Origin of the sequence: uncultured Hymenobacter sp. (assembly GCF_964243305.1) — a bacterium.
GTDB lineage: Bacteria > Bacteroidota > Bacteroidia > Cytophagales > Hymenobacteraceae > Hymenobacter.
Genome location: NZ_CAXTEF010000010.1, coordinates 23,614 through 40,501 on the forward strand (window position 1 = coordinate 23,614; position 16,888 = coordinate 40,501).

Sequence of the window (16,888 nt, forward strand, 5' to 3'; positions counted from 1 at the left end):
GGTAGTTGGATAAGGGGTCGGGCCGGGCGTCCGGCCCCTTATTTTGTTGGGGACACGGCAAATATACACGTTCCGGTTGCAAATGGTTGCCGGTGGTTTCGGCGCGGAAGGGGGGTAGGAAATTGCCAGACGCGAACCAGGCGCGGACTACAGAGTCCGCGCTACTGCGTCTTACGCTTCGACCTGACCCTCCAGCAAGTCCTCGAACGTCTGGCGGCGGCGGATGAGGCGCGTTTCGCCGTCCTCAATCATTACCTCGGCGGGGCGCAGGCGGGAGTTGAAGGAGCTGCTCATCTCGAAGCCGTAGGCGCCGGCGTTGTGGAAAGCTAGGATGTCGCCCTCGCGCACTTCGGGCAGCAGGCGGTCCCAGGCGAAGGTGTCGGTTTCGCAAATGTTGCCCACCACGGTGTAGAGGCGCTCCGGGCCCTGGGGGTTGCTCAGGTTGCTGATGCGGTGGTAGGCGTCGTAGAACATGGGCCGCAGCAGGTGGTTGAAGCCCGAATTGACCTGGGCGAACACCGTGGCCGTGGTTTGCTTAATAACCGACACCTGCACCAGCAGCACGCCGGCCTCGCTCACCAAATACTTGCCGGGCTCAAACCAGGCTTCCAGCGGGCGGCCGTAGTCTTGCTCAAACGCCCGAAAAGCTGCCGCGACCTGCGCGCCGAGTGCGGCCACGTCCGTCTCGATGTCACCGTCCTGATAAGGCACCTTGAAGCCGGAGCCCAAATCGAGAAACTCTAAATCGGGAAAGCGCGTGGCGGCGTCGAAGAGCACTTCCAGCACCCTAAGAAACACGCTCACGTCCTTGATGTCGGAGCCCGTGTGCATGTGCAGGCCGCGCACGTGCAGGCCGGTGCCCTTGATGACGCGCTCCAAATGGCGCAGCTGATGAATGCTGATGCCGAACTTGGAATCGATGTGGCCGGTGGAAATCTTGTAGTTGCCGCCGGCCTCGATGTGCGGGTTCAGTCGCACACACACGGGGTAGGCGCCGCCGAACCGGGCGCCGAAGCGCTCCAGCAGCGAGATATTATCGATGTTGAGATTCACCCCCAGCTCCTTGGCTTGGAGCAGCTCCGCGAAGGCCACGCCGTTGGGCGTGAAGATGATGTTTTCGGGCGCAAAGCCGGCGCGCAAGCCCAGGCGCACCTCGTTGATGCTCACGCAGTCGAGGCCGGCGCCGAGGGCGCGCAGGTGGCGCAGCACGGCCATATTCGTGAGGGCTTTACAGGCGTAGAAAAACCGGGTGGGGTGGCCGGCGAAGCCCTGGGTGAGCTTGTGGTACTGGGCGGCGATGGTGTCGGCGCGGTACACGTAGAGCGGGGTGCCGAAGTCCTGGGCGGCGGCGAGCAGCGTTTCGGTCAGGGGCAGCGTGGCAGTAGTCGGGAGCATAGCTTACAAAGATAATAGCCTGCTGCGCCGCAACATGTGCTTCGCCTTTCGCCGTAAGGCTTAGCTCACCTTCCTCTTCACCTTTTCTTTCCCGCTGATGGCTTCCGAAACCAACGCCCGCCCGTCCGGCAATAGTCCCGACGTTGCCCTACCCCCCCTGAGCGCGCCCACCGACCCGCAGTCCGGCGAGCTGCCCGCCCCGGCGCCGCCCGCCGAGCGCGTGGGCTTTGCCCTCGTCGGCCTGGGGCAGCTCACGCTGGCCGAGGTGCTGCCCGCCTTCGGCCGCTGCGAGCACGCTCGCCCCGTGGCGCTGGTGAGCGGCGACGCCGAAAAAATGAGCGCCGTGGCCCGGCAGTACGGTATCCGGCCCGAGAGCTGCTACTCGTATGAAGACTACGACCAAATCAAGGACAACCCCGAAGTCGAGGTGATTTACATCGTGCTGCCCAATGCCCAGCACGCCGAATACACGGTTCGCGGGGCGCGGGCGGGCAAGCATATCCTCTGCGAAAAGCCGATGGCCACCTCGGTGGCGGAGTGCGAGCAGATGATTGCCGCCTGCGCTGAGGCCGGCAAAAAGCTCATGATTGCCTACCGCATTCAGTACGAGCCGCTCAACCGGCAGGTGCAGCAGCTGGTGCGCCAGAAAGCCTACGGCCGGGTGAAATACCTGGAGCTGATGAACGGCCAGAACCAGGCCGACAACGGCCAGTGGCGCCTGGATAAAGACCTGGCCGGCGGCGGCTCGCTGCCCGACGTGGGCCTCTACTGCCTCAACACCAGCCGCTTCCTGCTCGGCGAAGAGCCCGTGGAGGTGTCGGCCACCATTCAGCTCAACGCCGACGACCCGCGCTTTGCGGAAGTGGAAGACCTGGTGAGCTTCCGCCTGCGCTTCCCCAGCGGCGCCATTGCCAGCTGCGCCAGCTCCTACGGCGTGTTCAACGCCAAAAGCTACACCGTGCACGCCGAAACCGGCACCGTCCGCATGGACCCCGGCTTCAGCTACCGCGGCCTGCGGCAGGAGCGCATTCACGCCCCCGGCGGCAGCCAGGTGCGGGAGCAGCCCGAAAACCCCGACAAAGACCAGTTTGCCCTCGAAATGGACCACATGGCCCAGTGCGTGCGGCAAAACCGCACGCCCTACACGCCCGGCGAGGAAGGCCTGCAAGACCAGCGCATTATGGACGCCATCTACCTCTCGGCCCGCGAAAACCGCCCGGTGGCGCTGCCGGCCGTGGCGGGGCTGGATGCGTTTCGGGGGCCGGCGCCGGAGGAGCAGGCGTAAGAGAAAAAGGAGTTAAAGGTTGAACGTTAAAGGTTAAAATCCCTACCCCCCTCTCTTGGCTTAAAGCCGGATAAGGGGGTAGGGGGTGAGGTTCACGCCCGCGTCCCCCGCCTACCCCCCATAAAAAAGCAGCCCGGCTACCAGGCCAGGCTGCTTTTTTATCGACTTACTTCTACCGCAAACCTACTGCTTCACGAAGCGCTGCTGGTAGGACTTGCTGCCGTCGCTGGCGCGGATGAGGTACATGCCGGCGGCCAGGCTGCTCACGTTCAGCTCGCCGCGGCCCTCGTAGCGGGCGCCGCTGACGCGGGCGCCGCGGGCATCCAGCACCGTCACTGAGGTCAGCTCGGCGTTGTTGCTCAGGCTCAGGCGCACGTGGTCGGTGGCCGGGTTCGGGAACAAGGCCAGCGTGGCCGTGATGGCGCTCGTGGCGGCGCCCAGCGTGGCCGGGCCGGCCAGGGCGCTCTCGTCGCCGTCAAGGGCCGCGCCACCGGTGATGCTGATGCTGTAGTCCTCGGTTTCGCCGTAGCTGTAGGCATTGCAGCTGGTGGTGGCGCTGGCGCTGCTTATCACCACGCGCAGGCGGGTGCTGCCGCTGCGGGCCGTGGCGGGCACCGTGAACGTGCCGCTCAGGGTAGCCGAGCTGCTGCTGCTGCCGCTCACAATCAGCTCGCCGGCATCGGTGAAGACGCCGTTCTTGTTGTAGTCGATGTACACGTCCCAGTACTCGGTGTAAGCCGAGCCGGTGGGGAAGCCCGCCGAGAAGCTCACCGTCTGCGAAGTGCCGGCCCCGATGCTGGGGGCGGCCAGGGCGGTGCCGTTGTAGTAGCCGGCATCAGCGCCCGAGGTGCGGGCCAGCGTGCCCAGCTTCACGTAGTCAATGAACTCATACGCCTGGCTCGTGCCCTTGCTGGCGCAGTAGGCGGTGCTGGTGGGCGGCGGGGTCGTCGTGGTGCCGCCGTAGGCCGCGCCCACGCCCACGGCGCTCCAGGCGTTGGTGACGGCGATTTCCTGGGCCGAGCCCGCGCCGTAAAGGTCTTTGGCCGACTGAATGGAATAAGTGCGGGCGGCGGCGTAGTTGCTGCTCGCCGTCAGGTATACGCTCTCGGTGCGGTAGGCGATTCGGGCGGCGGCATCAATGCCGATGCCGCTCACGCTGAAGCTCGTGCCCTTGTCGTTGGTGCCCGCGCCGCCCACGCTGAGGCGGTAAAACCAGTGGTTGAGCACGCCCGAGTTGGTGTGCACGCCGCCGTTGTCGGCGGTGCCGGTGGCCCAGTAGGTGCCCTGGTAGGTGTCGGGCTGGCTTTCGGCGTTGGGGTTGCTCATCGAGCGCAGCGAAGGCCGCACCTTGTCGATGTCTTCGCCAATAAGCCAGGTTTGCTTGGCGGGGTCCTTATAATACTCCACGGCCGCGCCCCAGATGTCGGAGAAGCCCTCATTGAGCGCACCCGACTCGCCCGAATACGTCAGGTTGGCGGTGCTGGAGCACACGGCGTGGCCGATTTCGTGAGCTGCCACGTCGAGCGAGGTCAGCGGGTCGAAGCGGGTGGCACCGTCGCCGTAGGTCATCACCTGGCCGTTCCAGTAGGCATTTTCGTAGCCTTTGCCGTCGCCGGGCGTATCGTCAAAGTGCACGTAGCTCTTGATTTTGGCGCCCGCGTTGTCGTAGGAGTTGCGGGCGTGCGCGGCCTTGAAGTAGTCGTAGGTGCTCTGGGCGCCGTAGTGCGCGTCGAGGGCGGCGTTGTCGAAGTTGGCGTTGGCGTACTCGGTCCAGGAGTTGTCGGCGTCGGTGAAGTCGACGGCGGCCGTGTAGGAGCTGCCCTTCTTGCAGTTATAAGTTTCGATGCCCAGGCCGCGGGTAGCCTCGCGCAGGCGGAAGCTGCCGTTGAAGCTGTCGGTGGCGCCGGACCTGGTGCCGCTGTACCGGGTGGCGAAGGTGCCCGTGGCGGCGGCGTGCTTGATGATGTCGTCCTTGGCTACTATCTCGCCGGTTTGCGCGTTCACGTAGAGGTAGGCGCGGCTCACGGGCCGGGCGGCATACACGTTAAATTTCCAGGCCAGCACCGGCGCACCAGCTTCTTCGCCCTTCTTCAGGCCGCGCTGCCGGCCCACAATCACCAGCTCGCCCTGCGGGCGCAGCGCGGCGTCGTTTTCGGCTTCCCACGCATACTGCCGGGCGCCCACGAAAGCCAGGGCCCGGCCCAGCGCCGCCTCCGCTGCCAGGGCCGGCGTGGTCCCTACCCCCCCTACGCGCGCCAGCGTGCCGCTCAGGCTCTCGATGGCGCCGCGGCGGGCGTGGGCCGTGTAGGTGGCGTGCTCCACCCTGATGCCCCGGTAGTACTGCTGAAACTTCTCGTGGGTGAAGCCCAGCTCATCGGTTTCGGCGGCCACGGCCCGCAGGCCGTCGTCGGCTTTCAGGCCGAGCTGCTCCATCAGGGCCTGCCGGGCCTCGCTGGCGGCGTAGGCTTTGGTGCCGGCGCCCAGCCGGATAAGGGTTGGCGTGCCGTCGGCAGCCAATTCCAGCTGGGGTAGCCGGGCGGCCTGGGGCGCCTGCTGGGCCAGCGCGGCGTGCTGCAAAGTGGCGCCACCCAGAACGAGCGCGGCAAGCGAGTACTTGTTTACCATAAAGAAAAAGGAAAAATGGTAGAAAAGGAGATGAATTATTGAAAATTGTGCTGGTAAGGTAGCCAAAACTTTCAAATTAATTCAACACAATCCGCGTTATATTATAAAACACAACGGGTTTCTAGCATTATTCTGCCATTGTTTTAAATAATGACTTGATATCCCCTGGGAAATGCCAAAATTTTGTTTGGCTGTTTTTTTATTGCATTGTTCTAATATAGTGGGGTAGGACAACGGGAGTTGGGGGACTAGATTACTTCGCCTTCGGCAGGGGCTGCGGCGTGTAGGTGGGCCCCAGGCAGCGCGGGCCCTGCGCCGTCCAGGCCAGCCGGTCGATGCAGAGCTGCCGCTCGGTCATGGCCTCGTTCCAGGCGTGATAAACCAGGTATTCGGTTTTGCCGTCGGGCCCCAGCACGTGCGAGTGGTGGCCGGGGCCGCGCACCTTGCCAGCCACGGCGTGCAGCACGCGGGCGCCGCCGGGCGCGGCGCGGTCACTGGCCGCGCGCTCTTCACGGTAGGGGCCCAGGATGGAATCGGCCACGCAATAATCCACGCCGTAGCGGGTGGTGAGGAAGTTGGCGCCGCTGTAGAAGCAGTAGTATTTGCCGTTGTGGCGACGGATAAAGGGCCCTTCCAGCGTGTGCCACTCCGGGAAGGTGCGGTTATCATAAAGCGGCATGAGGCGGTTTTTCTCGAACACCGTCCAGTCGTGGCGGGCACGCAGTACGGTGCGCGGCTGATTAGCCAGCTTGGTCATGCTCAGCAGCTTATCGACCACGAGGCCGGTGCCGGGCCGGTAGCCGTCGTCGGTATCAATAAAGTCCTTGGCATAAAACAGGTACCACTGCCCGTCGGTGTCCTGAAAGGCGTGGGCGTCGATGGTGAACTTGCTGCCCGGCACGGTCAGCGTGGCCACCTGCGAGTAGGGGCCCTGCGGCGTCGGGCTCGTCGCCACGTGCAACTGGTGGCCCACGTCGGCGCCGATGGCGCCGCCGCCCATCGAGTAGTACATATAGAACGTGCCTTGGTGCAAGACCACTTCCGGCGCCCAGAACTGCGCGCCCTCGGCGCCGGCCGGCGGGGTGAGGGTGCCGCCGGCGGGCGTCCAGCGCACCAAATCGGGCGAGGTGAGCAGGGTGAAGATGCGCCCGTCGGCGGTGCGGCCGTCGCCGGTGGTGCCGAAGGCGTAGTACTGGCCCGCGTGGCGCAAGACGAACGGGTCCGGGAACTGGTGCGGATATACCGGATTGGTGTAGGTGCGGGCGGCGGCGGCGGCCGGCAGGGGGGGTAGGGAAAGAGCGCTGAGGCCCAGGGTGGTCAGGCGCAGGAAATCGCGGCGGGAAGCCATAGAGAAAGAACTTGGAATGAAGAAAGGCAATGAGTAGCGGCGGGCAGCGGGGCCGGCGGAGCCGGCGCGGTGGCCTGAGCGGGGCGTAGCGGCCGGGCAACTTACGCAAACGTTTGCGTAAGTTGCCAGCGCCGGGCGGGCCATTCAACCGTAGTGAGCAGGCACCCTTCGACTGAGACGCCGATGGGGCACCCAGCCGCGGGGCGCCCGGGTCGGCCCGGCAGCCCCGGCGCGGTCGTCAGGCAAGTGGTTTTTAGCGGCCTCTTTTCCCTACCCCCCCATGATTGGCTCAACCCTTGGTCAAGTGTTTTCCGCTAAGTGGCGGGCGCCAAAAGGCGGACCTGCCGCGCTACGGCTGGTTCGCGGCGCGCTGGCTTTGGTGCTGCTGCTGGCCGGTGCCTGCGCCCGGCCCGCCGCGACGCTGCCGCCCGTGGCCACACCCGGTGCCGGCGGCGCCAGCAGCGTCAGCCCTACCCCCGCCACGTTCGCCAACCCGCTGCTGCCGGCCGGTGCCGACCCGTGGACCATCTACCACGACGGCTACTATTACTACACCCACACCACGGGCCACAACCTCACGCTCTGGAAAACGCGCAGCCTGGCCGAGCTGAAAACTGCCGAAAGCAAGGTGGTGTGGACACCGCCCGCCACGGGCCCCAACGCCAAGGATATCTGGGCGCCGGAGCTGCATTTTCTGGATGGCAAGTGGTACCTCTACTACGCCGCCGACGCGGGCACCAACCAGACGCACCGCCTCTGGGTGCTGGAAAACAGCTCGCCTGACCCGCTGCAAGGCAGCTGGACCGACCGCGGCAAGTTGGCCGACCCGGCGGCCGACAAGTGGGCCATCGACGGCTCGGTGTTCGAGCACCGCGGCCGGCGCTACCTCATCTGGTCGGGCTGGGAGGGCGACGTGAACGGGCGGCAGGATATCTACATCGCCCCGCTGAAAAACCCCTGGACCCTGGCCGGCCCTCGCGTCCGAATCTCGACCCCCACCTACGCCTGGGAGCGCAACGGCGACCTCAGCAGCCCCAGTGACCCGCCCCACGTCGATGTGAACGAGGGGCCCGAAGTGCTCAGCCACGGCGGCCGGCTGTTCCTGGTTTACTCGGCCAGCGGCTGCTGGACCGACACCTACGCCCTAGGAATGCTCGCAGCCCCGGCCGGTGCCAACCCCCTCGACCCGGCGTCCTGGACCAAAGCGCCGCAGCCCGTCTTTCAGCAAACGGCGGCCAACAAGGTCTTCGCTCCCGGCCATAATTCCTTCTTCAAATCGGCCGACGGCCGCCAGGACTGGCTGCTCTACCACGCCAACGACGAGCCCGGCCAGGGCTGCGGGCGCTTCCGCTCGCCCCGGATGCAGCCCTTCAGCTGGAACGCCGACGGCACGCCCAACTTTGGCCTGCCCGTGCCGGTAGGCCAGACGCTGGCCTTGCCCAAGTAGCGGGCACGCCGCGAGTCCGCGCGGGCGCCGTCCGCGTCTGATTCAGCTGTCGTTCACGCGCGGACTAGCAGCGGCCACGCTGCGCTTAGAAGCTGATTACAGCAGTTCTCAGGGCGGTGTATGGCTGTAGAGACGCAATATTTTGCGTCTCGTCGTTGAACGAACGGAACCGCACAGCCCTGCACCGTGATAACAACATCAGCAATGACGAGACGCAAAATATTGCGCCTTTACAGCCATACACCGCCCTGAGAACTGCTGTAATCAGCTTCTTAAACAAATTCCCTACCCCCCTCGCCCGGTTCAACGGCAGTGAGGGGGGTAGGGAATTCGTTTGTCGGCTATTCCGATGCTGGTCGCTCAGCTTACTTGACGACCATAATCCGCCGGTTCTCCACTTTGCCATTGGCAATCAGGCGGCAGAAGTACACGCCCGACTCCAGCTGCCGGACCAACAGCGGCAGGTAGTAGTCGCGGCCGGCCTGCACCTCAGCATCGTGGAGGGTGGCAACCAGGGCGCCCACCCCGTTGTAGAGGCTTACCTGCACCTTGCCGGCCAGCGGCGTGGCGAAGTGCACAGTGCCATCCTGCGTCAGCGGGCTGGGGTAGATTTCCAGCAGGTTGCTGGTCCGGGCCGCCTTGACAGCGGGCTCGTCGGTGAGCGGGGCGCTTTGGGTGCGCAGCGAGGCGGTCAGGGCAGCTGCGGCCGTGTTGCGCACGCTGATTTTGCCGCCCTTCAGGGCCTGCATCTCGGTCTTGCTGCCCGTCCAGTTGCTGGAGAACAGCAGCTCGCCCAGGCTGGAGCGCAGCGTGACCCCAATCTTGTGCGGGGCCCCGCTCACCGTCGACTCGAAAGCCTGCACCGACAAGTCCAGGTTGCCCCCAATGGAGACGGCTTCGCCCGCCTCCGTGGTGTAAGTCAGGTTGGCCTTCGTGTTGAAGTCGCCCTGGTTGCCGCTGGCCGATGAGCTGGTGCCCAGCGTGTTGATGCTCGTGCCCTTAATCTGATAGGTGCGCCAGGCGCCGCCCTCAAACTTGCGGAAAATGATGTTGGCCTGGCCCTGAATGTTCTTGCCGGTCTTGTTCCACTTCATCGTGAAGCCGAAGTTCATCTTCGACGCCGCCGGCGCCGCGTAGGTGCCGCCCGACTGGGTGATTACCAGGCTGCCGCCCCCGTTGACGTAATCCTGGCCGGGCACGGCCACCGTAATCAGGGTGCGCTCGGTGGTGGCGCCGCTGTAGTAGTCGCCCTGCGCGCTGGTAATCAGCTCGAAGGTTTTGCCCCCGGCGCTCACTTCACCCGCACTCAGGTTAACCTTCTTGATTCCCGTGCCGGTGCGGGCCGTGCCGACAGTGGCATCCGTCGGGCTGTTAGCCTTCACCGCGTACTTCACCGGGTCCAGCACGCCGCCTTCGGTGAACGCGGCCAGCGCGTTGGTAATGTTGCCCCGGCTGCCGTCGGCGTCGTCCGTGAACGTGGAAATGTACTCGACATTGGCCACCGATGGGGCAGAGTTGGTCGTGCTGAAATACTCCAGGCCTGAGTACACCACCTGCGTGGCCTCTTTCGTGATGGTAAGCGGCGCCGGCACGAAAGTCAGGGCGTAGTTGGTCGAGGTCAGTCCGCCCGGAACGATGCTGTAGGCGCCGCCAGGCCGGGCGTCGGCTCCTATCAGGGTGTTGCCGGGGGTAGCCACGGTGGCATACGTGAGCGTGCCGCTCAGCACGCCCGGCCCCTCGCCGCTACGGAAGCCCTCATACGCAACGGCGAACGCGGGGTTGGGGTCGCTGTACTGCCGCGTGGCCACCACCGCTCTGACGGTCAGGGTCTTGGAGCTGATGCTGAAGGCCGCCGTGTTGTAGGTGATGGTGTAGTTGGTCAGCGCCTCGGCCGGGCTCAGCGTGGCCGAGATGGTGTACGGACTGCCCGCCACGGTTTCGCCGGCCGTGCGGCCATACGCCGCCGTCACGTTGTCGGCCGCCACGAAACCGGCCAGGGTGCCGGTCAGGGCCGGGTCTGTCGACCCATACACCTTGCCGGCAAGAGCCGGGGTCACGGTAGCAGCTTTGGTCGTGATGGCCGCGGTGGCCGTGTTCACCTTCGTCAGCTGGTAGTTGCCCGCATCGCTGCCCGCGAGCAAGGCGCCCGCCAGCGTCACCGTTTTGCTGCTGCCCACGTTCTTGGTGTCGAAGGCAGCGGTGCCGGCCGACAGCTCCACCGCGTCGCCCGCGATGGTAGCCGCCACCGAGCGGCGGCTCACCGTGGCGGCCGTCGTGCCATCATATGTCTTGTCGGCGGCCACGAAGGCGGCCGTTGTGCTGAGCGCCGTGATGTCGGCGGCGGTGGTAGTGGCCGCGTTCACCGTGTAGTTGCCCGCGTCCTGACCCGTGATGGCAATGCCACTCACCGCCACCGGCTTGCCCGTGCCCACCGTCTTCTCGGCGAAGCTGGCGCCGGCACTGGCCGTGAGTACGTCGGCTGCCACGCGGTCATCGGCGAGCGTGACGCTGGCCGTGGTCGTGCGGTCGTATACCTTGCTGATGCCCGTGGCCGTCACGGTCAACTGCCGCTTCGTGATGGTCAGGTTAGCGCCCGCATACGTCAGGGTGTAGTTGTCGCTTAGGGCCAGTGTGCCCTGGCTGATGGGGTAGGGGCCAACGTTCTTGCCGGGTGCCCGCACCAGGCTGCCCGTGAAGGCGTCGCCGGCGACCAGCGCGCCGGGTGTGCCGGCGCCGGTGTTGGTCAGCTCAAACGTCAGGAACGGGTCAAGCTCGCCGTACACCTTGGTCTTGGCGACGGCTGTGGCCGTGAGCGCCTTTGGGCCGATGGTAAGCGTACCCTTGGCGAAGGTGATGGCGTAGTTAGCGGAAGTCAGCCCGCTGGGGATCACATCGTAGGCGCCCACGGCGCTGGTCGGCGTGGCGGTGGTCGCGAAGGCCAGCGTGCCGCCCAGCTTCGCAGCGTTGTCGCCATTCACGAAGCCGGCGTAGCTCGCGGTCAGGGCTGGATTAGCCTCGCCGTATGCTTTGCGCTGCTCATCGGCGGTCACCGTCAGCGCTGCTTTGGTCACGCGCAACTGGCCGGCCGTGGCGTAGTTGATGGCGTAGTTGGTCAGGCCAGTGCCGGTCGCGGCGCTGGGCGTCAGGTCGTAGTCGTCCACTGGGGCCGGGGCGGCGGCGCCGGCGCTGGCCAGCGTCACGCCACTCACCGCGTCGCCGTTGACCAGGCCGCTGGCCGTAAAGTCAGCGGCTGAGGTGGTCGCGCCCAGCGCCAGCGCCTGCCCGTAGACTTTGCTTTGGTTCGTGGCCGCGATGCTCAGGTCCTTGGCGGTGATGGCGAGGGTGCCGTCGGTCTTGCTTAGCGCGTAGTTGGCCAGCACCGCGGGGGTAGCGGCGAAGTCAGCTACAATCGGCACGCTGCCTACGCCCGTCGCAGCGGTGGCATCGGTGCGGTAGGTCGCCGTGATGGCGTCGCCATTAAGTACGCCGGTAAGCGTGCCGGTCAGCTCGGGGTTAGTGGCACCGTAGACTTTGGTTTTGTTTTCCGCCGTCACGGCCAGGGCGGCTTTGGTGACGGTCAGCTTGCCGTCGGGATTGCGCACGCTGTAGTTGCTGAGCTTGCCGTCGGGGTCGCTTAGCGTAGCCACGATGGTGTATTCCGCGCCCGGCGCGGTTACTCCGGCTGCGGCGGCGGCCCCGGCGGGGCTGGTGCGCGATGCCGTGATGTTATCGCTGCCCTGCACTCCCGCAAGGCTGCCCGTGAAGTCAGCAGCGGTCAGGGCAGCTCCGTACACCTTGCTGCGGTCGGCGCTGCTCACCGTGAGGGCCGCCGGAAGGATGCTGAAGCGGACGGCGTCGCTGGTGACGGCGTTATAGTTGGGGTTGCCGTCAAACCTAGCGGTGATGGTATAGGTGCCGGCGCTGGTGGGAGCGGCGGCCACGGGGCCGTAGCTGGTTCCGTTGGCGGCCGTGCCGGCGTAGCTCAGCTCAGCCGTCTCGCTGGCCAGGTCCGTGGCATTGACGCCCGTCAGGGTGTAGCTGCCGGCTTTAGGGCTGGCCGAGTACACCAGGCTGGCAGCCGCGGCGGCCGTGAGCGTGGGAGTGGCCGGCGTGATAGTGAAGGTGGCCGTGTTGTAGGCGATGGTGTAGTTGGTCAGCGCCTCGGCCGGGCTCAGCACCGCGCTGATGGAGTAGGTGCCGGCCGTCTCGCCCGCCTCGCGGCTGTAGCTGGCGCTGATGTCTTCGGCGGCCAGAAAGCCTGCCAGCGTACCCCTGAAGGCGGGGTCGCTGCCGCCGTAGATTTTCGTGGCCAGCTCTGGCGCGACTGACGCGGCTTTGGGCATGATGTCGGCTTGGGCCACGGCCACCGACGCGAGGGTGTAGTTATCGGCCTGCGCGCCGCTCAGCGAAGCGCCGCTCAACGTCACGTTCTTATTGGCACCTTTGTTCTTATCGCCGAACGTGGCGGTGCCTCCGGTCAGCGTCACTACGTCGCCCGCCAGCGGCGCTGCCGAGCGGGTCAGCACCGTGGCCGATGGGTTGCCATCGTACACTTTGCTGGCCGCCGTGAAGCTGCCCGTGAGGTCCTTGCGGGTGATGGCGGCCGTTGTTGTGCTTACCGAAGTCAGGGTGTAGTTATTCCGGGCGACGCCAGTCAGCGCGAAGCCGGTCAGCGTGACTGTCTTGTCATCGCCTGCGCTGGCGTCGGCGTAGGCGGCCGTACCCCCGCTCAGGCTCACCTGGTCGGCATCAGCCGGCAGCACCCCGCTCAGCGAGCGGCTGGTTACCTCGGCCGCCGCACTGCGGTCATAAACCTTGGTCGGCGCCACGGCGAAGCTGCCCGTGATGCTCCTGGCCGTGATGCTGGCCGTAGCCGTCCCAACCGATGTCAGCTCGTAGTTGCCGGCATCGGCACCCGTGAGGGCGGCGCCCGCCAGCGTGACCGTTTTGCCTGAGGCTGCGTTCTTATCATTGAAGCTGGCCGAGCGGTAGCCCAGCGCCACCTCATCGCTACCCAGGCGGGCGGCCACGGCCGTACCCGTCACCTCAGCCGAAGCGTCGCCGTCGTACCCTTTGTCGGCGGCCGTGAAAGAAGCCGTTGTAGCCAGCGGCGCGATGTCGGCCGTGGTGGTGGCCGTGGGGTTGAAGCTGTAGTTGCCGGCGGCGGCGCCGCTGATGGCAATGCCGCTCACGCTGACCTGCTTGCCGTTGGCCGCTGCCTTGTTGGCAAATTTGGCCCTGGCGTAGGAGATGGTCAGGTCGTCACCGCCGACGCGGTCATCGGAGAGAACCACGGTAGCCGTCGTGCCGCCGTCGTACACCCGGTCGACTCCGGTGGCCGTCACCGTCAGGGTCCGCTGGCCGATAGTCAGCTCCCCGCTGGTGAGGGTCACGTCGTAGTTGCCGGCCTTGCCGTCCGGGTCGCTTAGCGCCGGCACGAGGGGGTAGGCGCCGGCGGCGCTGGCAGCGGTAGCCGGGCTGGTGTAGGAGGCAGTAATGTTATCGGTGCTCTGCACCCCGGTCAGCACGCCCGAAAAAACGGGGTTGGCCTCGCCGTAGGTTTTGCGGGCATCATCGGCCCTGGCCGTCAGCGAAGCTTTGCTGATAACCAGCGAGCCCGTGACTGTCGGCGCCTCGTAGTTGGAGTTGTTCAGCGTCGCCGAGAGCGCATACGTGCCGGCATTGGTGGGCGCAGTCCCTACCCCCTCATACGTCAGCGAAGCCCCGCTGAGGCCGGCCGGGCTGCTCGTCACCGTCACGGGCTTGGCCGTGCCGTCGTAGTCGAAGGTGCGGGCGCCTAGGGTGAGCGTGGCGGGGGCTTTGTTAATCACCAGGGTGCCCGGAGCCGTGCCCGTATAATTATCGTTGACCAGCGTCGCCGTCACCTGGTAGGAGCCGGCGTCGATGGGCTGCGCAACCGGGGCGCCCGCCAGCGTGTAGGCATAGGTGAAGCTGCTCGTTCCCGTTGCGGTCGTCGTAGCCGAGGCGGCTTTGGCGCTGCCGCTGTAGGTCTGGCTCAGGTCGCCGAGCGTGACGTCGGCCGCGGCCTGGGCAATCGTGAAGGTGCTGCTTACGGGCTGGGCCGCGTAGTTGTCGTTGGTCAGCGTGGCCGTAACCGCGTAGCTGCCGGCGTTTCTGGGCCCGGCCACCGTCGCGGAATTCTGGGTATAGGTCAGGCTGACGCCAGCCAGATTGGCGACCGGCGCGGTGCTGACCGTGGCCGCAAGCACGGCGCCGGTGTAGGTCGGCGTGAGGTTGCTCAGGGCCAGCGTGCCGGAAGCCTTGGCGACCGCGAAAGTCTGCGGCACCGAAGCGGCGGCCAGGTAGTTGGCATCGCCGGCTTGCGAGGCTGTCACCGTGACGGGGCCGGCACCCGTGAGGTGCACCTTACCATCAACCAGGCTACCATTGCCCGAAACTGCGAAGCTGACCGGCAGGCCGGCGCTGGAGCTGGCGCTGGCGCTGACGGCGAAGTCGGCGTCAGTGAAGGTTTTATCGGGCAGGGCGGCGAAGGTGATGGTCTGCGGGGCTTTCGCTACGCTGAACGTTTGCGAAACCGGCGTGGCGGCGGCATAATTGGAGCTGCCGCCCTGCGTGGCCTCGACCACGACCGAGCCGGCGCCCGTAATCGTCAGGACGCTGCCGCTGATGCTGGCCGGCCCGCTGACGACCGCGAAGCTCACCGGCAGCGTCGACGTGGCCGAGGCGGACAAGTTCAGGGTTTGGTTCGGGGCGTAGGTCTGGTCGGCCGGCGCGGTGAAGCTGATAGTGTTGCTGGCCTTGGCAATCACCAGCGTGCCGGTTGCGCTCGGGGCGGTGTAGTTTGCGTTATTCAACGCTGCCACCACGGCGTAGGAACCGGGAGCCGTGGGCGGGGTCGTTGAGCCAGCGTAGGTAACGGTAGTAGCCAGCCCGGCTGGGTTAGTTGTAATGGTTGCGCTGCGGGAGGAGCCAGTGTAGGTAGCCGTTAAGTTGCTGAGCGTGATGGTAGCCAGCGCTCGGTTGATGGTCAGAGTGCCGTTTGCGGGCGAAAAGCTATAATTGGCCGCACTCAGGCCCGTTACTACTGGCGTGATGGTGTAGGGAGTAACCCGGTAGTTTACTGCCGCAACGCCTTCACCCGTGTACGTAGTGCCGCCGCTTACCACGCCGCTCGTTTCGCCGTTTACAAAACCCGTAATGGCCGCCGTAAAGGGCGAAAAGGCCTGCCCATCGTAGGTTTTGGTTTTGTTTTGGGCTGTGACAGTAAGCGGGGCTCGCGTAACTGTCTGTATTAGGATCGGACTGGAGCTATCATTATAACCTGAGTTTTTTGTGGGTTCGCTGCCTGTAAAAATGGCCTGCACACTATGGGGGCCTGCCGCAATAGTTGTAGTAGCGTAGGCTTTTATATTACTGCCTACTGTACCTGTAATCGATTGGGTAGTTACGGTGATTCCATCAACTTTCAAAGCCAGAGAGCCAACGATCGTGTTTTCATCTTTTGCCGCCCCCGAACTCCTTATTACAGTTATAGTAAATGTCACAAGCTCTCCATAAGTGGGTGAGGTATTGTCACTGCGTAAGCTGGTGGTGGTGTTCTGTGCATCCGTAAATACCGCCGTGGTCCTTGCCCCGCTCTGCTGCCCTACAGCCGTGACCGTGAACTTCACGCCCAGGTGCCGCTGCTCAATAGAGTAGTCAATCTGCCAGTTGCCCGCCGCATCCACATTCACATCATAGATGTGGAAGTCGGGGTAGTCGGGCTCCTCCTTGAACTCGACGTGCACCTGCTGGTCGGCGCCCCAGCCGGAGCCGCTGATGTGGGCGATTTCGCCGGGCGCGTAGTCGTCCTTGTCGGAGGTTACGGTTTGGGCCAGGGATGCCAGCGGCGAGCCCAGCAGGCTCAGCAGCAGCACCAATAGGAACCCGTAAGCTTTGCCCAGCAGCGCGCCGGTGGTTGGAAGTAGGGGTGTAGTCATTAAGAGAAAGTGAGGGGGTAGGGAAGCGCAGGAAAGGAAAGCGGGCGGCGAAAAGAAAGCCAGCCAGCCTACTTTAAATTAAATACAGAGCACTGGAGCGGGATTTTATTAAATATTCCAAATACCTGACAAAGGTAGCTTAAACTTATTGATATTAAATGTGAATTTTCAGTGATATTTTCAATTCCCGCAACCTCCTCAAGTAGTCAAGCGTAGCGACCCGGCTTGGCAGCGCCCCCGCCGTAGTGCCAAAGACCTTCCCGGTGTGGTTCAGCTAGTTGTTTCAGGGCTGCTGGCAAGTCAGGCCGGTAAAAACAGCCGTGTTGGGTGCATAGAGGCGCTTCCAAACGGTCTGCGCAAGCCTGGAGAGAGCAAGAAGATTCTCAGAAATTGCTAGCTTCTGCCAATGGAAATAATAGCCGCTTTCGCCCCTGCCTGGCAGCTAAGCGCAGCTATACTAGCGGCTAACTATTTGTAAGCCATCTCTCCCGTTAAAGTGCCACGGCTTCGCCGCGTTTTACTGTCCAAATTCCGCTTTCCACGCCCGCTGGCCGGCGCCCTACCCCCCTGCGCGAAGCCAGGCCGGGTGAGTAGCAAACCCATCCACGACCACACGCAGGCGAGCCGGGCCCACTCCCTATTCCGCCCGCTTCTCCGGGGCAGTCCCACCCAAAGCTCCCGGAGGTCCGCGCTCCGCATCCCTACCCCCGGCTTCCGCCCCAAACGCCGACGGCCTGACCACGGGAGCAGCCGGCAGCGGCAGCTCCCGTGGTCAGGCCTTAGAAGCGGTTTAAAACGAGGTAGAGACGCGACCCTTCGCGTCTGCT

Annotated in this window: 6 protein-coding genes; 2 read left to right on the forward strand and 4 right to left on the reverse strand. The window is 64.9% G+C overall.

What is annotated here, in order from left to right; translation table 11 throughout:
• Window positions 1-171: 171 nt before the first annotated feature.
• Window positions 172-1,395 (reverse strand): diaminopimelate decarboxylase, encoded by a 1,224-nt coding sequence (lysA, locus tag ACFE70_RS08220; RefSeq protein WP_375417250.1) that lies wholly within the window; start codon window positions 1,393-1,395, stop codon window positions 172-174.
• Between the two features lie 97 nt (window positions 1,396-1,492).
• Between lysA and ACFE70_RS08225 the strand changes: the two genes are divergently transcribed.
• Entirely contained in the window at window positions 1,493-2,680 is a 1,188-nt protein-coding gene (locus ACFE70_RS08225; RefSeq protein ID WP_375417251.1) for a Gfo/Idh/MocA family protein, read from the forward strand.
• A gap of 183 nt (window positions 2,681-2,863) precedes the next feature.
• On the opposite strand, the gene ACFE70_RS08230 is transcribed toward ACFE70_RS08225, so the two are convergent.
• Both ACFE70_RS08230 and ACFE70_RS08235 read right to left on the reverse strand, forming a co-directional pair.
• Window positions 2,864-5,305: a M4 family metallopeptidase gene (locus tag ACFE70_RS08230; protein ID WP_375417252.1), complete on the reverse strand. Its 2,442-nt coding sequence runs from the start codon at window positions 5,303-5,305 to the stop codon at window positions 2,864-2,866.
• Between the two features lie 253 nt (window positions 5,306-5,558).
• Window positions 5,559-6,653, reverse strand: a complete 1,095-nt coding sequence (locus ACFE70_RS08235; RefSeq protein ID WP_375417253.1) for a glycoside hydrolase family 43 protein — start codon at window positions 6,651-6,653, stop codon at window positions 5,559-5,561.
• A 280-nt stretch (window positions 6,654-6,933) separates the two neighbouring features.
• Between ACFE70_RS08235 and ACFE70_RS08240 the strand changes: the two genes are divergently transcribed.
• The gene (locus ACFE70_RS08240) at window positions 6,934-8,100 is read left to right on the forward strand and encodes a family 43 glycosylhydrolase (RefSeq protein ID WP_375417254.1); all 1,167 of its coding nucleotides are present in this window, start codon (window positions 6,934-6,936) and stop codon (window positions 8,098-8,100) included.
• Between the two features lie 365 nt (window positions 8,101-8,465).
• Here ACFE70_RS08240 and ACFE70_RS08245 read toward each other — a convergent pair whose 3' ends face one another.
• A complete protein-coding gene (locus ACFE70_RS08245; RefSeq protein ID WP_375417255.1) occupies window positions 8,466-16,061 on the reverse strand; it encodes an MBG domain-containing protein in 7,596 nt (2,531 codons plus the stop codon).
• Window positions 16,062-16,888: the final 827 nt, after the last annotated feature.

Excerpts from the sequence above, each read along its gene's own strand:
- lysA (WP_375417250.1), bottom strand. The coding sequence starts at position 1,395 with ATGCTCCCGACTACTGCCACGCTGCCCCTGACCGAAACGCTGCTCGCC.
- ACFE70_RS08225 (WP_375417251.1), top strand. The coding sequence starts at position 1,493 with ATGGCTTCCGAAACCAACGCCCGCCCGTCCGGCAATAGTCCCGACGTT.
- ACFE70_RS08230 (WP_375417252.1), bottom strand. The coding sequence starts at position 5,305 with ATGGTAAACAAGTACTCGCTTGCCGCGCTCGTTCTGGGTGGCGCCACT.
- ACFE70_RS08235 (WP_375417253.1), bottom strand. The coding sequence starts at position 6,653 with ATGGCTTCCCGCCGCGATTTCCTGCGCCTGACCACCCTGGGCCTCAGC.
- ACFE70_RS08240 (WP_375417254.1), top strand. The coding sequence starts at position 6,934 with ATGATTGGCTCAACCCTTGGTCAAGTGTTTTCCGCTAAGTGGCGGGCG.
- ACFE70_RS08245 (WP_375417255.1), bottom strand. The coding sequence starts at position 16,061 with ATGACTACACCCCTACTTCCAACCACCGGCGCGCTGCTGGGCAAAGCT.